The following is a 15340-nucleotide window of genomic DNA, read 5'->3' on the forward strand; positions in this document are numbered from 1 at the left end:
TAAAAAAATGAGAACAATTATTATCCAACTACTCCTATCCTTATTTCTATTTCAATCCGGTTATTCCCAAAAAGTCATTGATCTATACAGCCATTTATCAAAACAGACTGAAGTAAAATTAAGCGATATAGCAAACGGTATCCATTATGTTCCTTTAGAAACATCAGAGAAATGCTTATTAAGCAATGAGCTGCAGGTATACTCTACATCTGACTTTATTTTTATTGGAGATCAATTAACAAACAAGTTTTTTAGATTTGATAAAAATGGAAAATTCCTCAATCAAATTGGAGCAAAGGGAGAGGGTGATATGGAATATGCTAATGCTCTTTTCTTTTTTGTTGATGAAAGCTATAGAGTAGTAAATCTTATTTCACCACAAACAAAGAGCATATATCAATATACCTACGCAGGTGAGTTTTTGAGTAAAATACAGCTTTCCGAATCTCCTTGGATGATAGAAAGTATGGGGGATAATTATGTTTTTTATAACAATCGATTTAACAGAATAAAAGGAAATAAAAATGTAAAGGAGCTTTTTTTGATAAATAAAAAGGGAATGGTGATTAATTCGTTACCAACAACTATAACGAATGAAGAGTTAGATATGGTATTGTTTGAGTTTCCTTTCTTTTACTCATATAATAAACAATTATTTTATAAAAACCCATTGGTTGATGATGTCTTTCAAATTACAGATGATTTTTCACTCAAGAAAAAATATAAAATCAAAACAGGGACACAAAATAGAAGAAAAGATGATTACAAGAATTTAAAACAATATTCAAAACGAATATCTGTCCGTTCTGTTTTTGAGAATGACAATATCCTGTTAACTATTTATGCCTATGAAGACAATTTTCATTTCTTATTAGTTTATAAAGATTCTTGGAAAACTGTCAATGTAGGTGAAAACACACCGGGTTTTGTGGATGATATAGAAGATGGCCCTTTGTTTCGTCCTTATTGGCTCTTTCAGTCTAAATGTAATTCATTGCTATCTATTCTTACTTTTGATGAAATAGAAAAACAGCGTATTTCATTTGATAAAATCAAGACGAAAAATTCCTTTTTGAAGGAAAGATTGCCGAATGATAACCCGGTCTTAGTATTTCTTGAATTAAAATAGAGAACAACATAAAAGCATAAAAAAAAGGAGCCACATAAAATGTAACTCCTTTTCTTTGTTTTTATTTCTTATTGTAGCGAGACCGGGGCATGATCCCGGGACCTCATGATTATGAATCATGCGCTCTAACCAACTGAGCTATCTCGCCATCATTTCTTAAATAACGCTGCAAAAGTAGATGTTATTTTTATACTATGCAACTATTCAATTTAAAAAATGTATTGTTTTAATTCCTATTTTGCACTAACAGCTTTAGTCTTAGACGTTTTTATATGAATATTTTCGTCTTTTCCATTTCTTTTGCGTAACTTGCTGCGGATTTGAAAACACCCTTATTGATGAATAAAGAAAAATTTCATATAGAATATGTTTTTGATAAGGTCTCAAAAAAAAGTTTATGGAATCATCTGACTACACCGCCCGGACTTTCCTCCTGGTTTTCTGATGATGTTATAATTGATGGAGATTCTTATGTGTTTAGATGGGATAAAGAAGAACAAAAAGCGGAAGTTATCTCTTTGAAACCAGAAACAAGTATTCGTTACCGTTGGGAGGATGATCCTTTTTATTTTGAATTTATCATTCATACAATTGAACTTACTGGTTCTATCGCCTTAGAAATAACAGACTTTGCTGACCCAAGTGAAAAGGAAGATTCTATCGAACTTTGGGATACGCAAATTGAAGAATTAAAAAGAACATTAGGCATTTAGGGTTGTTTCACAAAAGACAACGCCTCTTTTAATGTTTTTTGGTTTACCTTTGTCCCTTCAATTTGACAGTAAATGTTTAGGATAAAAAGACTATACACTTTCATGCTGCAAACATTCCTGCCGTTGTTCGTTATGACCTTCGGTATTTGTTTGTTTATTGTATTAATGCAGTTTATCTGGCGGTATATTGATGACATGGTAGGCAAAGGCTTTGATATGGCCGTTTTAGGAGAAATGCTCTTTTACGCTGCCATTTTTTCTGTACCTATGGCTTTGCCATTATCTATTCTGCTTGCTTCACTGATGACTTTTGGCAATCTGGGTGAACGGCTTGAACTTTTGGCGATGAAGTCTGCCGGTGTATCGTTGTTACGCATCATGCGCCCCCTGATTATATTAATTTCTTTTATCAGCGTCGGCGCCTTCTTTTTTCAAAACAACATAATGCCTATTGCGCAAGTTAAGCTTTACTCGTTGCTTTATTCCATGAGGCAAAAATCGCCGGAACTGAATATTCCTGAAGGGGTTTTTTACAAAGATATTCCGGACTATAATGTATATGTTCGTGAGAAAGACAAATCCGGACTTCTCAAAAACCTGATGATTTATAATTATTCTCAGGGCTTTGAAAAAATAGATGTTACCGTAGCCGACTCCGGCAGATTAAAAGCTTCTGCCGACAAACTCTTTCTGGTACTTACGCTTTATAATGGGGAATCTTTTCAGAATATGCCTCAGGATAATAAGCGTGGAAACGACGTGGTGCCCTACAGAAGAGAATCATTTACTACCAAAGAGTTGCTTATTGAATTTGACGCCAATTTCACCCGAACTGACGAATCGTTCCTCCAGAATAATTTCATGGGTAAAAACCTGGAAAACCTTCAGCTATCTATCGATTCCATGAGTCTTCGATTAGACAGTATAAGGAATCTGAACTCCAGTGCGGTTGTTGAGCAATCGTATCGAAAATCGTTTACATCAAGACCACAGCCCGACGTTCAACTAAGTTCTGAAGAACAACTTCAAAACAAGAATACGGATAATTCGTGGGCGCTCATTTCAAACGACACCCGTACGATCGACATAGATAGTCTGTTTATGGCGGAAACACCAAGCAGCAGGGCGGCAATCTTAGGTCGCGTTAAATCTTCAATAGACAATATAAAATCCGAATATTATTTCAAATCATTCAGTTTTGCAGACGAAGCCTACAAATTGCGGCGCCACAATACAGAATGGCATACTAAATTTACCCTTTCATTCTCATGTCTCATATTTTTCTTTATTGGTGCCCCAATTGGTGCGATAATCCGAAAAGGAGGACTGGGAACTCCGGTTGTTATTTCGATCTTCCTGTTCATTTTTTATTACATGGTTAATAATATCGGATTAAAGATGGCAAGAGACGGTGTTTGGCCTGAATGGGAAGGCATGTGGCTGAGTTCTTTTGTACTGGCTCCTATGGGGATATTCCTTACGTACAAAGCAGTAAACGACTCTACAATAATGAACGCAGATACGTATATCAACGCGATAAAGAATCTGTTTGGCAAACGTGCTACAAGAAAGGTGGAAAGAAAAGAAGTCATTATCTTCGACCCCGATTATCCTTCTTTAGTGGGTAAGCTATCTGAGCTCAATAGTTTAAGCAGCGCGTATCTTGATGTAAATAAGAAAAGAGTTAATTACGTAAAGTTCTGGATGCGATTTGGAAAAAAGAACCAGTTTTCTGAAATCTCAGAAAAAATGGAACTGATTGTAGAAGAGTTGAGCAATTCAGACCAGAATCTTATATTGAATAAGCTGATGGATTTACCTTTTCTAAATGGATACAACCTATTGTCGGCGAATAAACTTTCAAAAGCCGGTCCGGTTATCGGTTTATTATTCCCTTTAGGCATCCCCCTCTATTTGGGAGCAACATACCAACGCAATCTATTATTACACGATATAAAAACAATAAAACGGGTTTGTTCTGAATTAGATGAAATGATTGTCAAACTCATTTCACCTATATCGTAAATAAAAACTGCCTGTATTGATATATTACCTAACTTTGTTGAAGAAAACAGCAAATTATACCCTAATTGATATGAGTGAATATAAATTTAACACCATAGAAGAAGCGATAGAAGATTTTCGTGAAGGAAAATTCCTTATTGTTGTTGACGATGAGGATCGCGAAAACGAAGGTGACTTTATTATTGCAGCAGAGAAAGTAACTCCGGAAAAAATTAATTTCATGATGAAATACGGACGAGGCGTTCTTTGTGCTCCAATCACGGAGGAAAGATGTGTTGAACTGGAGCTGGAAATGCAGGTTAGCAAAAACACTTCTATGCTGGAAACTCCCTTTACTGTAACAGTTGATAAACTTGGTGGTGGTTGCACAACAGGCGTTTCGATGTACGACCGTGCACAAACGATCCTGGCACTTGCAAATCCGGAAACAAAACCAACTGAGTTAGGACGCCCGGGACACGTAAGTCCGCTACGCGCACGTTCTAAAGGAGTGCTTCGCAGATGCGGACACACTGAAGCAACTGTAGACATGGCTCGCCTTGCCGGACTTTATCCTGCCGGTGCATTAATCGAAATCATCAATGAAGATGGAACAATGGCTCGTCTGCCTCAGTTAATGCAAGTGGCAAAAAAACACGATCTTAAAATCATTTGTATTAAGGATCTGATCGCTTATCGTTTACAACACGAATCTATTGTAGAAAAAGGCGTTGAGGTTGATATGCCGACACAATTCGGACATTTCCATCTGATTCCTTTCAAACAAAAAAGTAACGGACTGGAACATATCGCGCTTATAAAAGGAGAGATCCATAAGGACGATTCTGTACTTGTTCGGGTACACTCCTCTTGTGCTACCGGAGATATTTTTGGTTCTATGCGATGTGAATGCGGAGAACAATTACATAAAGCCATGAGCCTCATAGAAAAAGAAGGAAAAGGAGTTATCGTCTACCTGAATCAGGAAGGACGGGGCATCGGCTTGATGGAAAAAATGAAGGCGTACAAGCTACAGGAAGAAGGATTGGATACGGTTGATGCGAATTTGCATCTGGGACATGATGCGGATGAACGGGATTATGGCGTCGGAGCACAAATATTGCGCAGCGTAGGTGTATCTAAAATGCGTTTGATAACGAACAATCCGGTGAAACGTGTTGGACTTGAAGCATACGGTCTGACTGTTGTTGAAAATGTTCCGATCGAAGTAGTACCCAACAAATACAACGCGTTCTATATGAAAACAAAAAAAGAACGTATGGGACATATACTACACAATATTAAATAAAGAGCAAAATGTTTTTAAAACTGCTTCATTTTATTAATTTTGTAACCAAATTTTAAAACAATCCACACAAAAGAAACAACATGACACAAGTTTCAGAACGTTTAGCAAGTTTGTCGCCATCAGAAACACTGGCGATGTCTCAAAAAAGTAACGAGCTAAAAGCTCAAGGTATAGATGTAATTAACTTAAGCGTCGGCGAACCTGATTTCTTCACACCGGATCACATTAAGGAAGCTGCAAAAAAGGCTATTGATGCGAATTTTTCATTCTATTCTCCCGTTCCGGGCTACCCTGATCTACGTAAAGCAATCGTAAATAAACTGAAACGCGAAAATAACCTGGACTTTACACCGGACCAAATTGTGGTATCAAATGGTGCCAAACAATCTGTTTGTAATGTTCTGCTCAGCATTGTTGGCCCGGGGGATGAAGTGATCGTGCCCGCGCCTTATTGGGTGAGTTACGTAGAAATGGTTAAACTGGCAGAAGGAACCAATGTTGTTGTTTCAGCAGGTATTGAGCAGGATTTTAAAATTACCGCTTCTCAACTTGAGTCTGTAATAACTCCTAAAACCAAGGCGTTAATTCTTTGTTCTCCATCTAATCCGACAGGAAGTGTTTATAGCAAGGATGAATTAAAGGCTTTGGCTGATGTAATTGCAAAGTATCCCAATATTATTGTTATCGCGGATGAAATCTACGAACACATTAATTATGTAGGAAAACACGAAAGCATTGCGCAATTCGAGAATATCAAGGACAGAGTTGTTGTTGTTAACGGTGTTTCTAAAGCTTACGCAATGACAGGATGGCGTATAGGTTTCCTTGCGGCTCCTTTATGGATAGCTAAAGCGTGCAATAAACTACAAGGACAATATACTTCCGGACCTAATTCTATTGCGCAGAAAGCTGCAACCGAAGCATTCAACGGAGACCAGACTTGTGTAAAGGAAATGCGTGACGCGTTTTTGCGTCGTCGTGATTTGGTTGTTGGTTTGTGTAAAGAGATTCCGGGAATTAAAGTAAACGTACCGGAAGGAGCCTTTTACTTATTCCCTGAAGTTAGTTCATACTATGGCAAAAAAGCAGGAGATCGTTTGATTGCTGATGGTGCGGACTTAGCCATGTATTTACTTGAAGTCGGACACGTAGCTACTGTAGGTGGTGCTGCGTTCGGTGCTCCTGAGTGTATTCGTTTCTCTTACGCTACTTCAGACGAAAATTTAGTTGAAGCAATTAAAAGAATTAAGGAAGCATTAGCTGCTTTAAAATAAAAACAGATCGAATTGCTCTGAATAAGCAGTACGGTTTATTTTCCGATTATTAGAAATCCATGTGTTTTTCTAATAATCGGATTTTTTTGTGCCCATCACAGAAAAGATGACCTTATGTTCATTTTGACGGATACTGTTGCTTTTTATATAAAACACTACCTTTGGAGTCTAAACAAACAGAAATATGCTAACACTTCTTTCTCCTGCGAAAACAATGACCGGGATTTCAAATACAAAAGCACCGATCGCAACTTCTCCGATCTTTCATGCGGAAGCGAATGAGATTGCGCTTAATATGGCTCAATTTTCCAAAGAGGAATTGGAGAAGAAACTCAAACTAAGCCCTAAACTTGCCATTGAAAGCTACAACCGTTATCAAGCGTTCCATTCGCCGGAATTAGTACCTCTACAATCCATTTTGGCATATACCGGTGTAGTATTTAAGCACATAGATCCTACCGACTTTACGATTGACGATTTCCTTTTTGCGCAGGATCATGTTCGTTTTGTTTCGATCTGTTACGGTTTACTTCGGCCATTAGATGGAATCAAGCCTTATCGTATGGAATATGACATCCGCCTACCTGAACTTGGCACCGGAAATATGTATGCGTATTGGAGAGAGATACAAACCGATCGTTTAATTAATCAGGTAAAAAAAGCCGGAGGTATTCTTCTAAACCTCGCAAGTATGGATGTACAACCTGCTTTTGATTGGAAAAAAGTAGAAGAGTCGGTGCGCGTTATCACACCGGATTTTAAAGTGATGAAGAACGGTAAAGCAAAAACAGTTGTAATCTACGCGAAAATGGCACGGGGAAAGATGACACGGCATATTATCAAAAACCGGATAAACAACCCGGAAGAGCTGAAAAACTTCTCGTGGGAAGGGTATCTTTATACAGAAGAAGCATCCGACCTAAATCATTGGTGTTTTTTACAATAGGGATACTCAATATTTAATGATCTGCTCCGTTTTATATATGATACGAAAAAGATTAATCTATCATGAAGCGGACTTTTCTAACTTTGTTTATACTTCTTACTGCCCTCTATGCTAAGCAGGGGTATGATTTGCTGACCTCTGATGGAGTAGAATCGTGCCTGTTGTCCGGTCATCTTTCCGATATAGCGGAAGAGGTAATTGCCATTCCTCTTCAAAACAGTAAGACACACAACATCCGTTACGCTAAGCAGGTACGTAAAGCCGGGAGTAATCTTTTTCTCATTTGCAATGAAACCATTTATCGTTTTAATCGAAAAGGAGAATTGCTCAATGCCATCACTGATCCGCAGAAGATACAGGTGAAAGGGTATATCATCGACCAACGAAGTCATCAACTTATTGTTCTCGGTAATGAAGACGACATACAGTATTATACATTCAACGGCGAATTGGTAGAATCAAAAAAGCTGGGAAGTAAACTGACCGGAAACAAGGTTTATTCTATGGCTATGCATAAGAATAACATCTGGACAACAGAAGAGCACATCAGCTATGATCCGGACACAAACAAAACCTCGATGGAAGTACTGGCTGTAAAATACGACACCTCATTCGTAAAGCTGGAAAGCAAAAAGATAGCGTCTATTGACACCGGACGTGAACAATCACTACTATCCTATTATAACAGTGAGTTTTGCGTTCACCACGATACAGGCAATATATACCTTTACAATCCTCCGCTTTCAACGGAATATTTATTAAGCGACTCCCTTTACATCTTAAATCAAAAAAAATATTGGAACAACACGTATCTCAGTGACACGTATCTCAAAACCTTTCCAACACGTATGGGAACTCGCTTTTGGCTGGCAGCCTGTGGCAACAACCAAAACCCGTTGCACAATTACTTCTTTTGCTATGACACGCATAAGAACCGGGCATGGCAACTAACAAATGGGTTTGATGACGATTACTATAAAACAGGAAGTGTGCCTGATCTCCATCCGTTAGATGCGTTTGGCAGTGATTATTACTTCTGCAAATCAGGAAAAGATTTACAACATTCCTTCCCTCAATCAGCAAAAGAAGACAGTTTGGTTGTTTTTATTGTAAAACTGAAGGCGTAATACAATCTACCAAAAAACCTGTACCTTTGCAGCCATGAACAATACGTGGTTGCCAACAACAAAAAAGGAAGTAGAAGCAAGAGGCTGGGATTACATTGATGTGATTCTTTTCTCAGGAGATGCTTATGTGGATCATCCGTCGTTCGGAGCGGCAGTAATAGGAAGAACGCTCGAAGCGGAAGGTTTACGTGTAGCCATTGTGCCTCAACCCGATTGGAGAGGCGACTATCGTGATTTCAAAAAATTAGGAGAACCTCGCCTTTTTTTCGGTATATCTCCCGGAGCAATGGACTCGATGATCAATCACTATACGGCCAATAAGCGGTTGCGAAGTGATGATGCCTATACGCCGGATCGTCGTGCCGGTATGCGTCCTGATTACCCCAGTATTGTTTATGCAAAAATTCTTCGTGAATTATTTCCGGATACCCCTATTCTGTTAGGTGGTATAGAGGCCTCACTCCGCAGATTAACACATTACGACTATTGGCAAGATAAACTTCGTCCGGGTATTCTGGCGGATAGTCCGGCCGACCTATTAATATACGGTATGGGCGAATTACCACTGAAAGAGTTAATCCATCGCCTGAAAGAAGGAGAGCCATTCAATCAGATGAAAGATATTCGTCAGACTGCTTTTATAACAAAAGAAAAAATTGATGCCAAGGAAGACGACATCCATCTTTACACTCATGAAGAATGTCTTTCCGATAAACTTAAACAAGCGAAGAACTTCCGCCATATTGAAGAAGAGTCCAATAAATATCGCGCATCACGAATCCTGCAAAAGGTGGGAAAACATACGATCGTTGTTAATCCGCCATTTCCTCCGATGACAGAGGAACAGATAGATGCGTCCTTCGATTTGCCGTACACGCGGTTGCCTCATCCGAAATACAAGGGGAAAACGATTTCGGCATTCGATATGATTAAGTTTTCCGTAAACTTGCACCGCGGTTGCTTTGGCGGATGTGCCTTTTGTACAATTTCAGCCCATCAGGGAAAATTTATTGCCTCACGAAGTAAAGAATCGGTACTAAAGGAAGTTAAACAAGTAATTCAAATGCCCGACTTCAAAGGCTATCTAAGTGATCTCGGAGGCCCTTCAGCCAATATGTACCGCATGAAAGGAAAAGACGAACGTATCTGTGCCAAATGCAAAAAGCCGTCTTGCATTTCTCCGGTGATCTGTCCGAACCTGAATGCCGACCATACTCCGTTACTGGATATCTACCGGGAAGTAGATCGCCTGCCCGGAATTAAAAAATCATTTATTGGCAGCGGCGTTCGCTATGACCTGCTTCTTCATGAATACAAAGACGAACAGACAAAAAAGGCAGCACGTACCTATACCGAAGAGTTAATTGCCCATCATGTGTCCGGACGATTAAAAGTCGCCCCCGAACACACGTCAGACGAAGTACTGACACAGATGCGCAAACCGAGTTTTAAACAATTCGGACAATTCAAGCGAATATTCGATGATGTAAACCGTCGGCAAGGATTAAACCAACAGCTTATCCCCTACTTCATATCCAGTCATCCCGGCTGTAAAGAAGAAGACATGGCCGATCTTGCCATTCAAACCAAGCAACTCAACTTTCAGCTCGAGCAGATACAAGACTTCACCCCTACACCGATGACCTTAGCCACCGAAATCTACTATACCGGCTATCACCCCTACACGCTGGAAAAGATTTACACCGCCCGTACCAAAGAAGAAAAATTAGCCCAACGCCAATTCTTCTTCTGGTATCAGCCCGAGTACCGTCAACGCATTCAACAATCCCTCCGCCGCATCGGCCGAAAAGACCTCATCGACCGATTGTTTGAAAATAGCAACAGAAGAAAGAGATGAGGGGTTCAACAAGCAACATTTTTCTATTTAGTTACTTACTTCTTACTCTCAACCAACTTAAGAGCTTGCTTCAACGCAGTTTGATATACAGTCTCCATGGAGATTGCCTTACCACCTTGCGCCTTACTCTGATTTGACGCCTCCATGAAAGTGAAAATCTCTATTGTTTCTTTTTCAAAAACAGGCGGATTCTTTGTTTTAAAGAAAGTAATGATCTCCTTCAGTAAATGACCATATCCATCATAACCTCCTATCTCCGTATTCTCCTTCTCACAGAAAGCCGAACCACCATAACCTTGCTTGCCTGCCCGTATACCCCGGAAAGACCCGATTCTTCCATCATCCCACAAACCAACAACAACATCTGTTCCTTCAGAAGAAACCCGGCTAACTTCCTTACAGCCAACTCCCATTACAGTAAACAATGTCTCAACTCCATGTATACCATACCATGAAAAATCCGGATGCGAAGGTTCTCCCGGTGCAGGAGAATAGGCATCAGCACCCAATACTTTTCCAAAATCACCATTTCTCAAAGCCATATTTTTAGGAACAAATCGTAATGCCGAAGAAGAAAAAACAGGCGTATTATACTTCTTAGCCAACTCAAAAATAGCGATAGCATCCACTAAATTGGCGGCCACGGGCTTATCTATAAACATTGGCTTACCTGTCTTCAAAACCTCCACAGCCTGCTCAAGATGCAGATTTCCGTCATTCGTTTCCAGCAAAACACAATCCACCTGTTTCAGCAGTTCAGCAATCGACTCTACGATTTTCACATCGTATTTTTTCACCTCTTCAATATAACCCGGTATCCGCTTCGCACTACTTTCTATACGAGTAGAACCATAAGGATAAGCAGCAACAATTTTGTAACCGGCATAAACAGGATCATCATTCTCTCCATTCAATATTTTCACAAATGCAGGAGAATGAGATGTATCCAAACCAATTATGCCAACCTTCACTATATTTTGAGCGAACAAAGGAAAGCCTATCAGACTGACACATAACAGAAGAATTAATCTTTTTAGTTTCATGATATTTCGTTTAAATATTGATTCAAAAAAATGCCGACAAACCACGTCGAAAAACATACATCCTTTATCTCTAAAAACATATCCTTTATATTTTCAAAAATATCCTTTATTTTTCAAAAAATAACCTTTATGTTTTTTCCCGCTAAAAACCACTGAAAATCAACACTTTGAAAAACGAGTGTTTTTACCTCAAAAACCACCTGTTTTTAGAATAGAAAAAGCATAATTTTAAGGAGCTATAAAACGCTATTTATCTACAGTTTCATTTCCCAACCTTTTTCATAATCTCTGCCCCAATACGCCATCGCTTCCCGGTCGTGGATGATACGTCCGTTTTCTGCATCTGTTTGTAAAGAGCGACCAACACGTTGAGATATATTGCCTAATTGCATAGACAAAGTGCTCTTATGACCGGAAACTATATCGGAATTCAGTTGTTCGTTTTTACGTATCGCATCAAAGAAATTATTAATATGCAGTGCATCCAAACTCTCCGCCGGATTCATCAGATTTCGGGGATCTATTGTTAGTTTACTGGTTTGTTCTTTTACAACCTTATTATCCGGATCGAATATTGTATAGCCGTCACTTCCAGTAATTAACATGCTTCCTTTATCTCCGAAAAACAAAGAACCTACACTACTGCCTTCAATTGTTCGGCCGTTACAACAACGTCCTTCCCATGAGATCGATTTTGAATTTCCATATTCCAGATTAATCACCTGTGTATCCGGAGTTTCCCAATCGTCTTTGTAGTAATAACGTCCACCGATAGAATTAACCATAGTTGGATATTCCAGATCCATACCCCATCGAAGAATATCGACCATGTGTGTTCCGTTATTCAGCGATTCGGCAGTTCCCCAACGCCAAAACCAGTGCCAGTTATAATGAACGTAGTTATCTTTAAAAGCTACACGTGGAGCTGGTCCTTGCCAAAGATCCCAGTCCAACCAATCAGGAACAGCAACATTTTTGCCAATACCGATTGAAGGTCTGTTATTCGTATACCAGGCTTTTCCAAAATGAACATCTCCAATCACACCTTCTTTTAGTGCCTGAATTCCTTCTTTTACATTGGGCCACGATCTCCTTTGATTGCCCATTTGTAAAACTCGTTTGTATTTGTCGACTGCTTTAATTAATATTTCTCCTTCTTCCGGCGCATAACTACAAGGTTTTTCTAAGTAAACGTCCTTTCCAGCCTGCATAGCCATCAAAGCTGCGGGAGCATGCCAATGGTCGGGAGTTGCTATAATAACGGCATCTACATCTCTATCCTCAAGAACCTTTCTAAAATCCTTTTCTCCTTTTATTTTATCTTTTTGAACTTTAGACACTGCATCAATGCATTTCTCAATTGCCCGGCTGTCAACATCGCAAATATGAGAAATTACACAGCCTTTCTGTTTTGCGAAATTAACGGCTAAAGCTCTTCCTCTGGAGTTAACACCTATAACAGCCACCCTTATCTGGTCGTTTGCTCCTTTTATATTTGAATAACTGCTTGCGTTTACATTGTTAACAAAACCGCCAAGAGATAAAGTTGATACTCCCAGTGCCGCCTTTTTTATAAAATCTCGTCGTGTATTCATGGTTATTAGATTTAATTTGTTTCTATTTTTTACTGTAATTACAAAGAAATGTCTTTTGTCAACAAAAGCATAGGCAAAAACCGCTACACTTTCCTCTAAAAACGTCAAACTGAATTCTCGTTTTACGTAAAACTATCTTGTCAATAATGAAGCACTATCAGCATCAAGAAACAACATTGCTCCTTTTTTTCTCCTTAACACTGATGCCGGACAATTTTCAGAAATGTCTCCATTCAGCGTTTTATATACAGCTTGTGCTTTCGATTTATAAGGAACTATGCAATAAATATAAGGAGCAGATAAAATTGTCGGTATAGTCAATGTCAACGCATGTGTGGGCACATCTCCCAACTTTTCAAAACATCCGTCATTGACTTGTTGCTGTCTGCACATTTGATCCAATTCCACAATTTTCACTGCTTTTTCATCACAAAAATCAGCTACGTGGGGATCATTAAACGCAATATGTCCATTTTCACCAATTCCAATACAGGCAATATCTGTCGGATATTGATTCAAAACCTCGGCATACCTTTCACATTCTCCATTCAATGGTTCCTGTCCATTTAAATAGAAAATACTTTTAAATGGCAGGTAATCAAACAGTTCTATTTTCAGAAAATTCCCAAATCGCTGTGTAGCATCTTTCTCTAAGCCTATATATTCATCTAAATGGAATGCATTTATTCTATTCCATTCTACACCTTTGGACTCGATTAATGATTTAAAGAAATCAGACTGAGAAGGTGCAGCAGCAAATAACATATTAATGGTCTCTTTTTCCTTTAATAGTTCTTTTATTTTATTTGAAACTTCCTGTGCGGCTGCGCAAGACATTTCTCTGGTAGCAGAAAAAATATGGACAGTCAAGTTATCTTTTGTGACAATCATAATTATTACTTTTTTTTGTATATTATTTTTCCTTCGACAATATGCTCCTACGGTGTTATCCATAAAATATCCGGAGTTCAAAAATATTGATTCGAAAAAATATCACAGGTATATAATGCGAACGAAAGTTCTCATAAGACGTCAATCTAATCTGTTGCTGGAATTTAGGTTAAAGACAGCTACTGCAATGGTTGCTGTTTTTCCTTTTTATATAGCTTTCTATATTCTGCCGGGGAGATAGACTTATATTTACGAAAAATACGGGAAACATTTTTATAATCCTCAAATCCGGACTGAATGGCAGCGTCCGGCAAATGATAATCGGTACTCAATAATAGTTTAATGAAATGGTTGATCCTATGGTCTAATACACATTGATAAATCGATGTTCGCATTGTTTCTTTGAATCTTTTCTCAAGCACTCTTCTGGAGTACGGAACGAGGTCAACCACATCATCTACGGAAATGGGCTTATGAAAGTTTTCTTTTATATAGTTCAATACTTTTTGAAGGTATTCATCCGACACGGCATATTTTTCTGTTGAAGCTCGGTTTTCAACATATAATGGTTCAACTACAATGTTAAAGGCTTCTTTTGTTCCGCTAATAATGGATTTATACAGAAGTTTTGCTGCCTGATAACCTCCGTTTTCTACATCTAAGACGATAGAAGATAAGGTAGGAGAAGAAAGATTACACAAAAGCTCGTCGTTATCAACGCCCAACAGAGCGATCTCGTCAGGTATGGCTATGTTTAAAATATTACATGTTTCTGATATTTGTAATGCGTAATAATCATCACAGGCAAAAAGAGCTACCGGTTTAGGCAATGCTTCCAACCAACTTCCTACTTGTTTTGTGTTGTAAAGCCATTCTTTTGTGTTCGGGTTTTTATTTTCCAACACCTCGCAATGAAAACCTGCCCGTTCGATGTGTTCTTTAAAACCGATTCCTCTTTCTCGCGACCATATTGCATTCTGATAACCGTAATAGGCAAAATGTCGATATCCGCGATTAAGGAAATAATCAGCAGCCATAACACCCGTATTGTAGTAGTCTCCTGTTAGATTAGATATATGTTTACTGCGTTCATGATAATTTTGGACAATAATCGGAATATCCAATGTATTTAATTGTTCTAAATTAACATCCCTCAATTGCGCGATTATCGCATCAGCTTTCCATCTCTTGGCAAATGAAACTACAGCATTCTCACCATGCATCATTTGGTAATACAATGGCATTCTTAAAAAAGACCAGGTACCGGCCTCTCTGGAATAACGAATAATCCCTTCCAGCAAACGCCTGCTATATCCACTGGAAAAATCAGTAAGAACAAGTATTTTCAACATAATGGTGATTTAGATTTAAAGTCAATGACATCCTTCCGAAAGAAAGAAAGAAGATAAAAACACAAAGCCACCCGTTTTATTCTTTTGGATTACAGGTGG

General features: G+C 38.7%; 12 protein-coding genes and 1 tRNA gene. 8 read left to right on the forward strand and 5 right to left on the reverse strand.

Annotated elements, in window-relative coordinates; translation table 11 throughout:
• The first annotated feature begins 7 nt into the window (after window positions 1-7).
• The gene (locus B9Y81_RS05375) at window positions 8-1129 is read left to right on the forward strand and encodes a 6-bladed beta-propeller (protein ID WP_176221454.1); all 1122 of its coding nucleotides are present in this window, start codon (window positions 8-10) and stop codon (window positions 1127-1129) included.
• Between the two features lie 74 nt (window positions 1130-1203).
• On the opposite strand, the gene B9Y81_RS05380 is transcribed toward B9Y81_RS05375, so the two are convergent.
• Window positions 1204-1277 (reverse strand) — tRNA-Met (locus B9Y81_RS05380).
• Window positions 1278-1467: 190 nt separating this feature from the next.
• Between B9Y81_RS05380 and B9Y81_RS05385 the strand changes: the two genes are divergently transcribed.
• From B9Y81_RS05385 to B9Y81_RS05415, 7 genes are all read left to right on the forward strand, one after another.
• Entirely contained in the window at window positions 1468-1842 is a 375-nt protein-coding gene (locus B9Y81_RS05385; RefSeq protein ID WP_085535960.1) for an START-like domain-containing protein, read from the forward strand.
• Between the two features lie 72 nt (window positions 1843-1914).
• On the forward strand, window positions 1915-3867 hold the full coding sequence (locus B9Y81_RS05390; protein ID WP_245832401.1) for an LptF/LptG family permease: 1953 nt from the start codon (window positions 1915-1917) through the stop codon (window positions 3865-3867).
• A gap of 70 nt (window positions 3868-3937) precedes the next feature.
• The gene (locus tag B9Y81_RS05395; RefSeq protein ID WP_085535962.1) at window positions 3938-5155 is read left to right on the forward strand and encodes a bifunctional 3,4-dihydroxy-2-butanone-4-phosphate synthase/GTP cyclohydrolase II; all 1218 of its coding nucleotides are present in this window, start codon (window positions 3938-3940) and stop codon (window positions 5153-5155) included.
• Window positions 5156-5235: 80 nt separating this feature from the next.
• The gene (locus B9Y81_RS05400; protein ID WP_085535963.1) at window positions 5236-6429 is read left to right on the forward strand and encodes a pyridoxal phosphate-dependent aminotransferase; all 1194 of its coding nucleotides are present in this window, start codon (window positions 5236-5238) and stop codon (window positions 6427-6429) included.
• A gap of 184 nt (window positions 6430-6613) precedes the next feature.
• Window positions 6614-7375 carry a YaaA family protein gene (locus tag B9Y81_RS05405; protein WP_085535964.1) on the forward strand — a complete coding sequence of 254 codons (762 nt, stop codon included), beginning with the start codon at window positions 6614-6616 and terminating at the stop codon, window positions 7373-7375.
• Window positions 7376-7437: 62 nt separating this feature from the next.
• On the forward strand, window positions 7438-8502 hold the full coding sequence (locus B9Y81_RS05410; RefSeq protein ID WP_085535965.1) for a hypothetical protein: 1065 nt from the start codon (window positions 7438-7440) through the stop codon (window positions 8500-8502).
• Between the two features lie 34 nt (window positions 8503-8536).
• Window positions 8537-10360, forward strand: a complete 1824-nt coding sequence (locus B9Y81_RS05415) for a YgiQ family radical SAM protein (RefSeq protein WP_085535966.1) — start codon at window positions 8537-8539, stop codon at window positions 10358-10360.
• Window positions 10361-10395: 35 nt separating this feature from the next.
• Here B9Y81_RS05415 and B9Y81_RS05420 read toward each other — a convergent pair whose 3' ends face one another.
• From B9Y81_RS05420 to B9Y81_RS05435, 4 genes are all read right to left on the reverse strand, one after another.
• A complete protein-coding gene (locus B9Y81_RS05420; RefSeq protein WP_085535967.1) occupies window positions 10396-11403 on the reverse strand; it encodes a Gfo/Idh/MocA family protein in 1008 nt (335 codons plus the stop codon).
• A gap of 254 nt (window positions 11404-11657) precedes the next feature.
• Window positions 11658-12998 carry a Gfo/Idh/MocA family protein gene (locus tag B9Y81_RS05425; RefSeq protein WP_085536013.1) on the reverse strand — a complete coding sequence of 447 codons (1341 nt, stop codon included), beginning with the start codon at window positions 12996-12998 and terminating at the stop codon, window positions 11658-11660.
• A 132-nt stretch (window positions 12999-13130) separates the two neighbouring features.
• Entirely contained in the window at window positions 13131-13889 is a 759-nt protein-coding gene (locus tag B9Y81_RS05430) for a glucosamine-6-phosphate deaminase (protein ID WP_085535968.1), read from the reverse strand.
• Window positions 13890-14068: 179 nt separating this feature from the next.
• Window positions 14069-15241 (reverse strand): XylR family transcriptional regulator, encoded by a 1173-nt coding sequence (locus B9Y81_RS05435; protein WP_085535969.1) that lies wholly within the window; start codon window positions 15239-15241, stop codon window positions 14069-14071.
• Window positions 15242-15340: the final 99 nt, after the last annotated feature.

Origin of the sequence: Massilibacteroides vaginae (assembly GCF_900178525.1) — a bacterium.
Taxonomy (GTDB): domain Bacteria; phylum Bacteroidota; class Bacteroidia; order Bacteroidales; family Tannerellaceae; genus Massilibacteroides; species Massilibacteroides vaginae.

Excerpts from the sequence above, each read along its gene's own strand:
- B9Y81_RS05385 (WP_085535960.1), top strand. The coding sequence starts at position 1,468 with ATGAATAAAGAAAAATTTCATATAGAATATGTTTTTGATAAGGTCTCA.
- B9Y81_RS05420 (WP_085535967.1), bottom strand. The coding sequence starts at position 11,403 with ATGAAACTAAAAAGATTAATTCTTCTGTTATGTGTCAGTCTGATAGGC.
- B9Y81_RS05375 (WP_176221454.1), top strand. The coding sequence starts at position 8 with ATGAGAACAATTATTATCCAACTACTCCTATCCTTATTTCTATTTCAA.
- B9Y81_RS05425 (WP_085536013.1), bottom strand. The coding sequence starts at position 12,998 with ATGAATACACGACGAGATTTTATAAAAAAGGCGGCACTGGGAGTATCA.
- B9Y81_RS05395 (WP_085535962.1), top strand. The coding sequence starts at position 3,938 with ATGAGTGAATATAAATTTAACACCATAGAAGAAGCGATAGAAGATTTT.
- B9Y81_RS05430 (WP_085535968.1), bottom strand. The coding sequence starts at position 13,889 with ATGATTGTCACAAAAGATAACTTGACTGTCCATATTTTTTCTGCTACC.
- B9Y81_RS05400 (WP_085535963.1), top strand. The coding sequence starts at position 5,236 with ATGACACAAGTTTCAGAACGTTTAGCAAGTTTGTCGCCATCAGAAACA.
- B9Y81_RS05410 (WP_085535965.1), top strand. The coding sequence starts at position 7,438 with ATGAAGCGGACTTTTCTAACTTTGTTTATACTTCTTACTGCCCTCTAT.
- B9Y81_RS05405 (WP_085535964.1), top strand. The coding sequence starts at position 6,614 with ATGCTAACACTTCTTTCTCCTGCGAAAACAATGACCGGGATTTCAAAT.
- B9Y81_RS05435 (WP_085535969.1), bottom strand. The coding sequence starts at position 15,241 with ATGTTGAAAATACTTGTTCTTACTGATTTTTCCAGTGGATATAGCAGG.
- B9Y81_RS05390 (WP_245832401.1), top strand. The coding sequence starts at position 1,915 with ATGTTTAGGATAAAAAGACTATACACTTTCATGCTGCAAACATTCCTG.
- B9Y81_RS05415 (WP_085535966.1), top strand. The coding sequence starts at position 8,537 with ATGAACAATACGTGGTTGCCAACAACAAAAAAGGAAGTAGAAGCAAGA.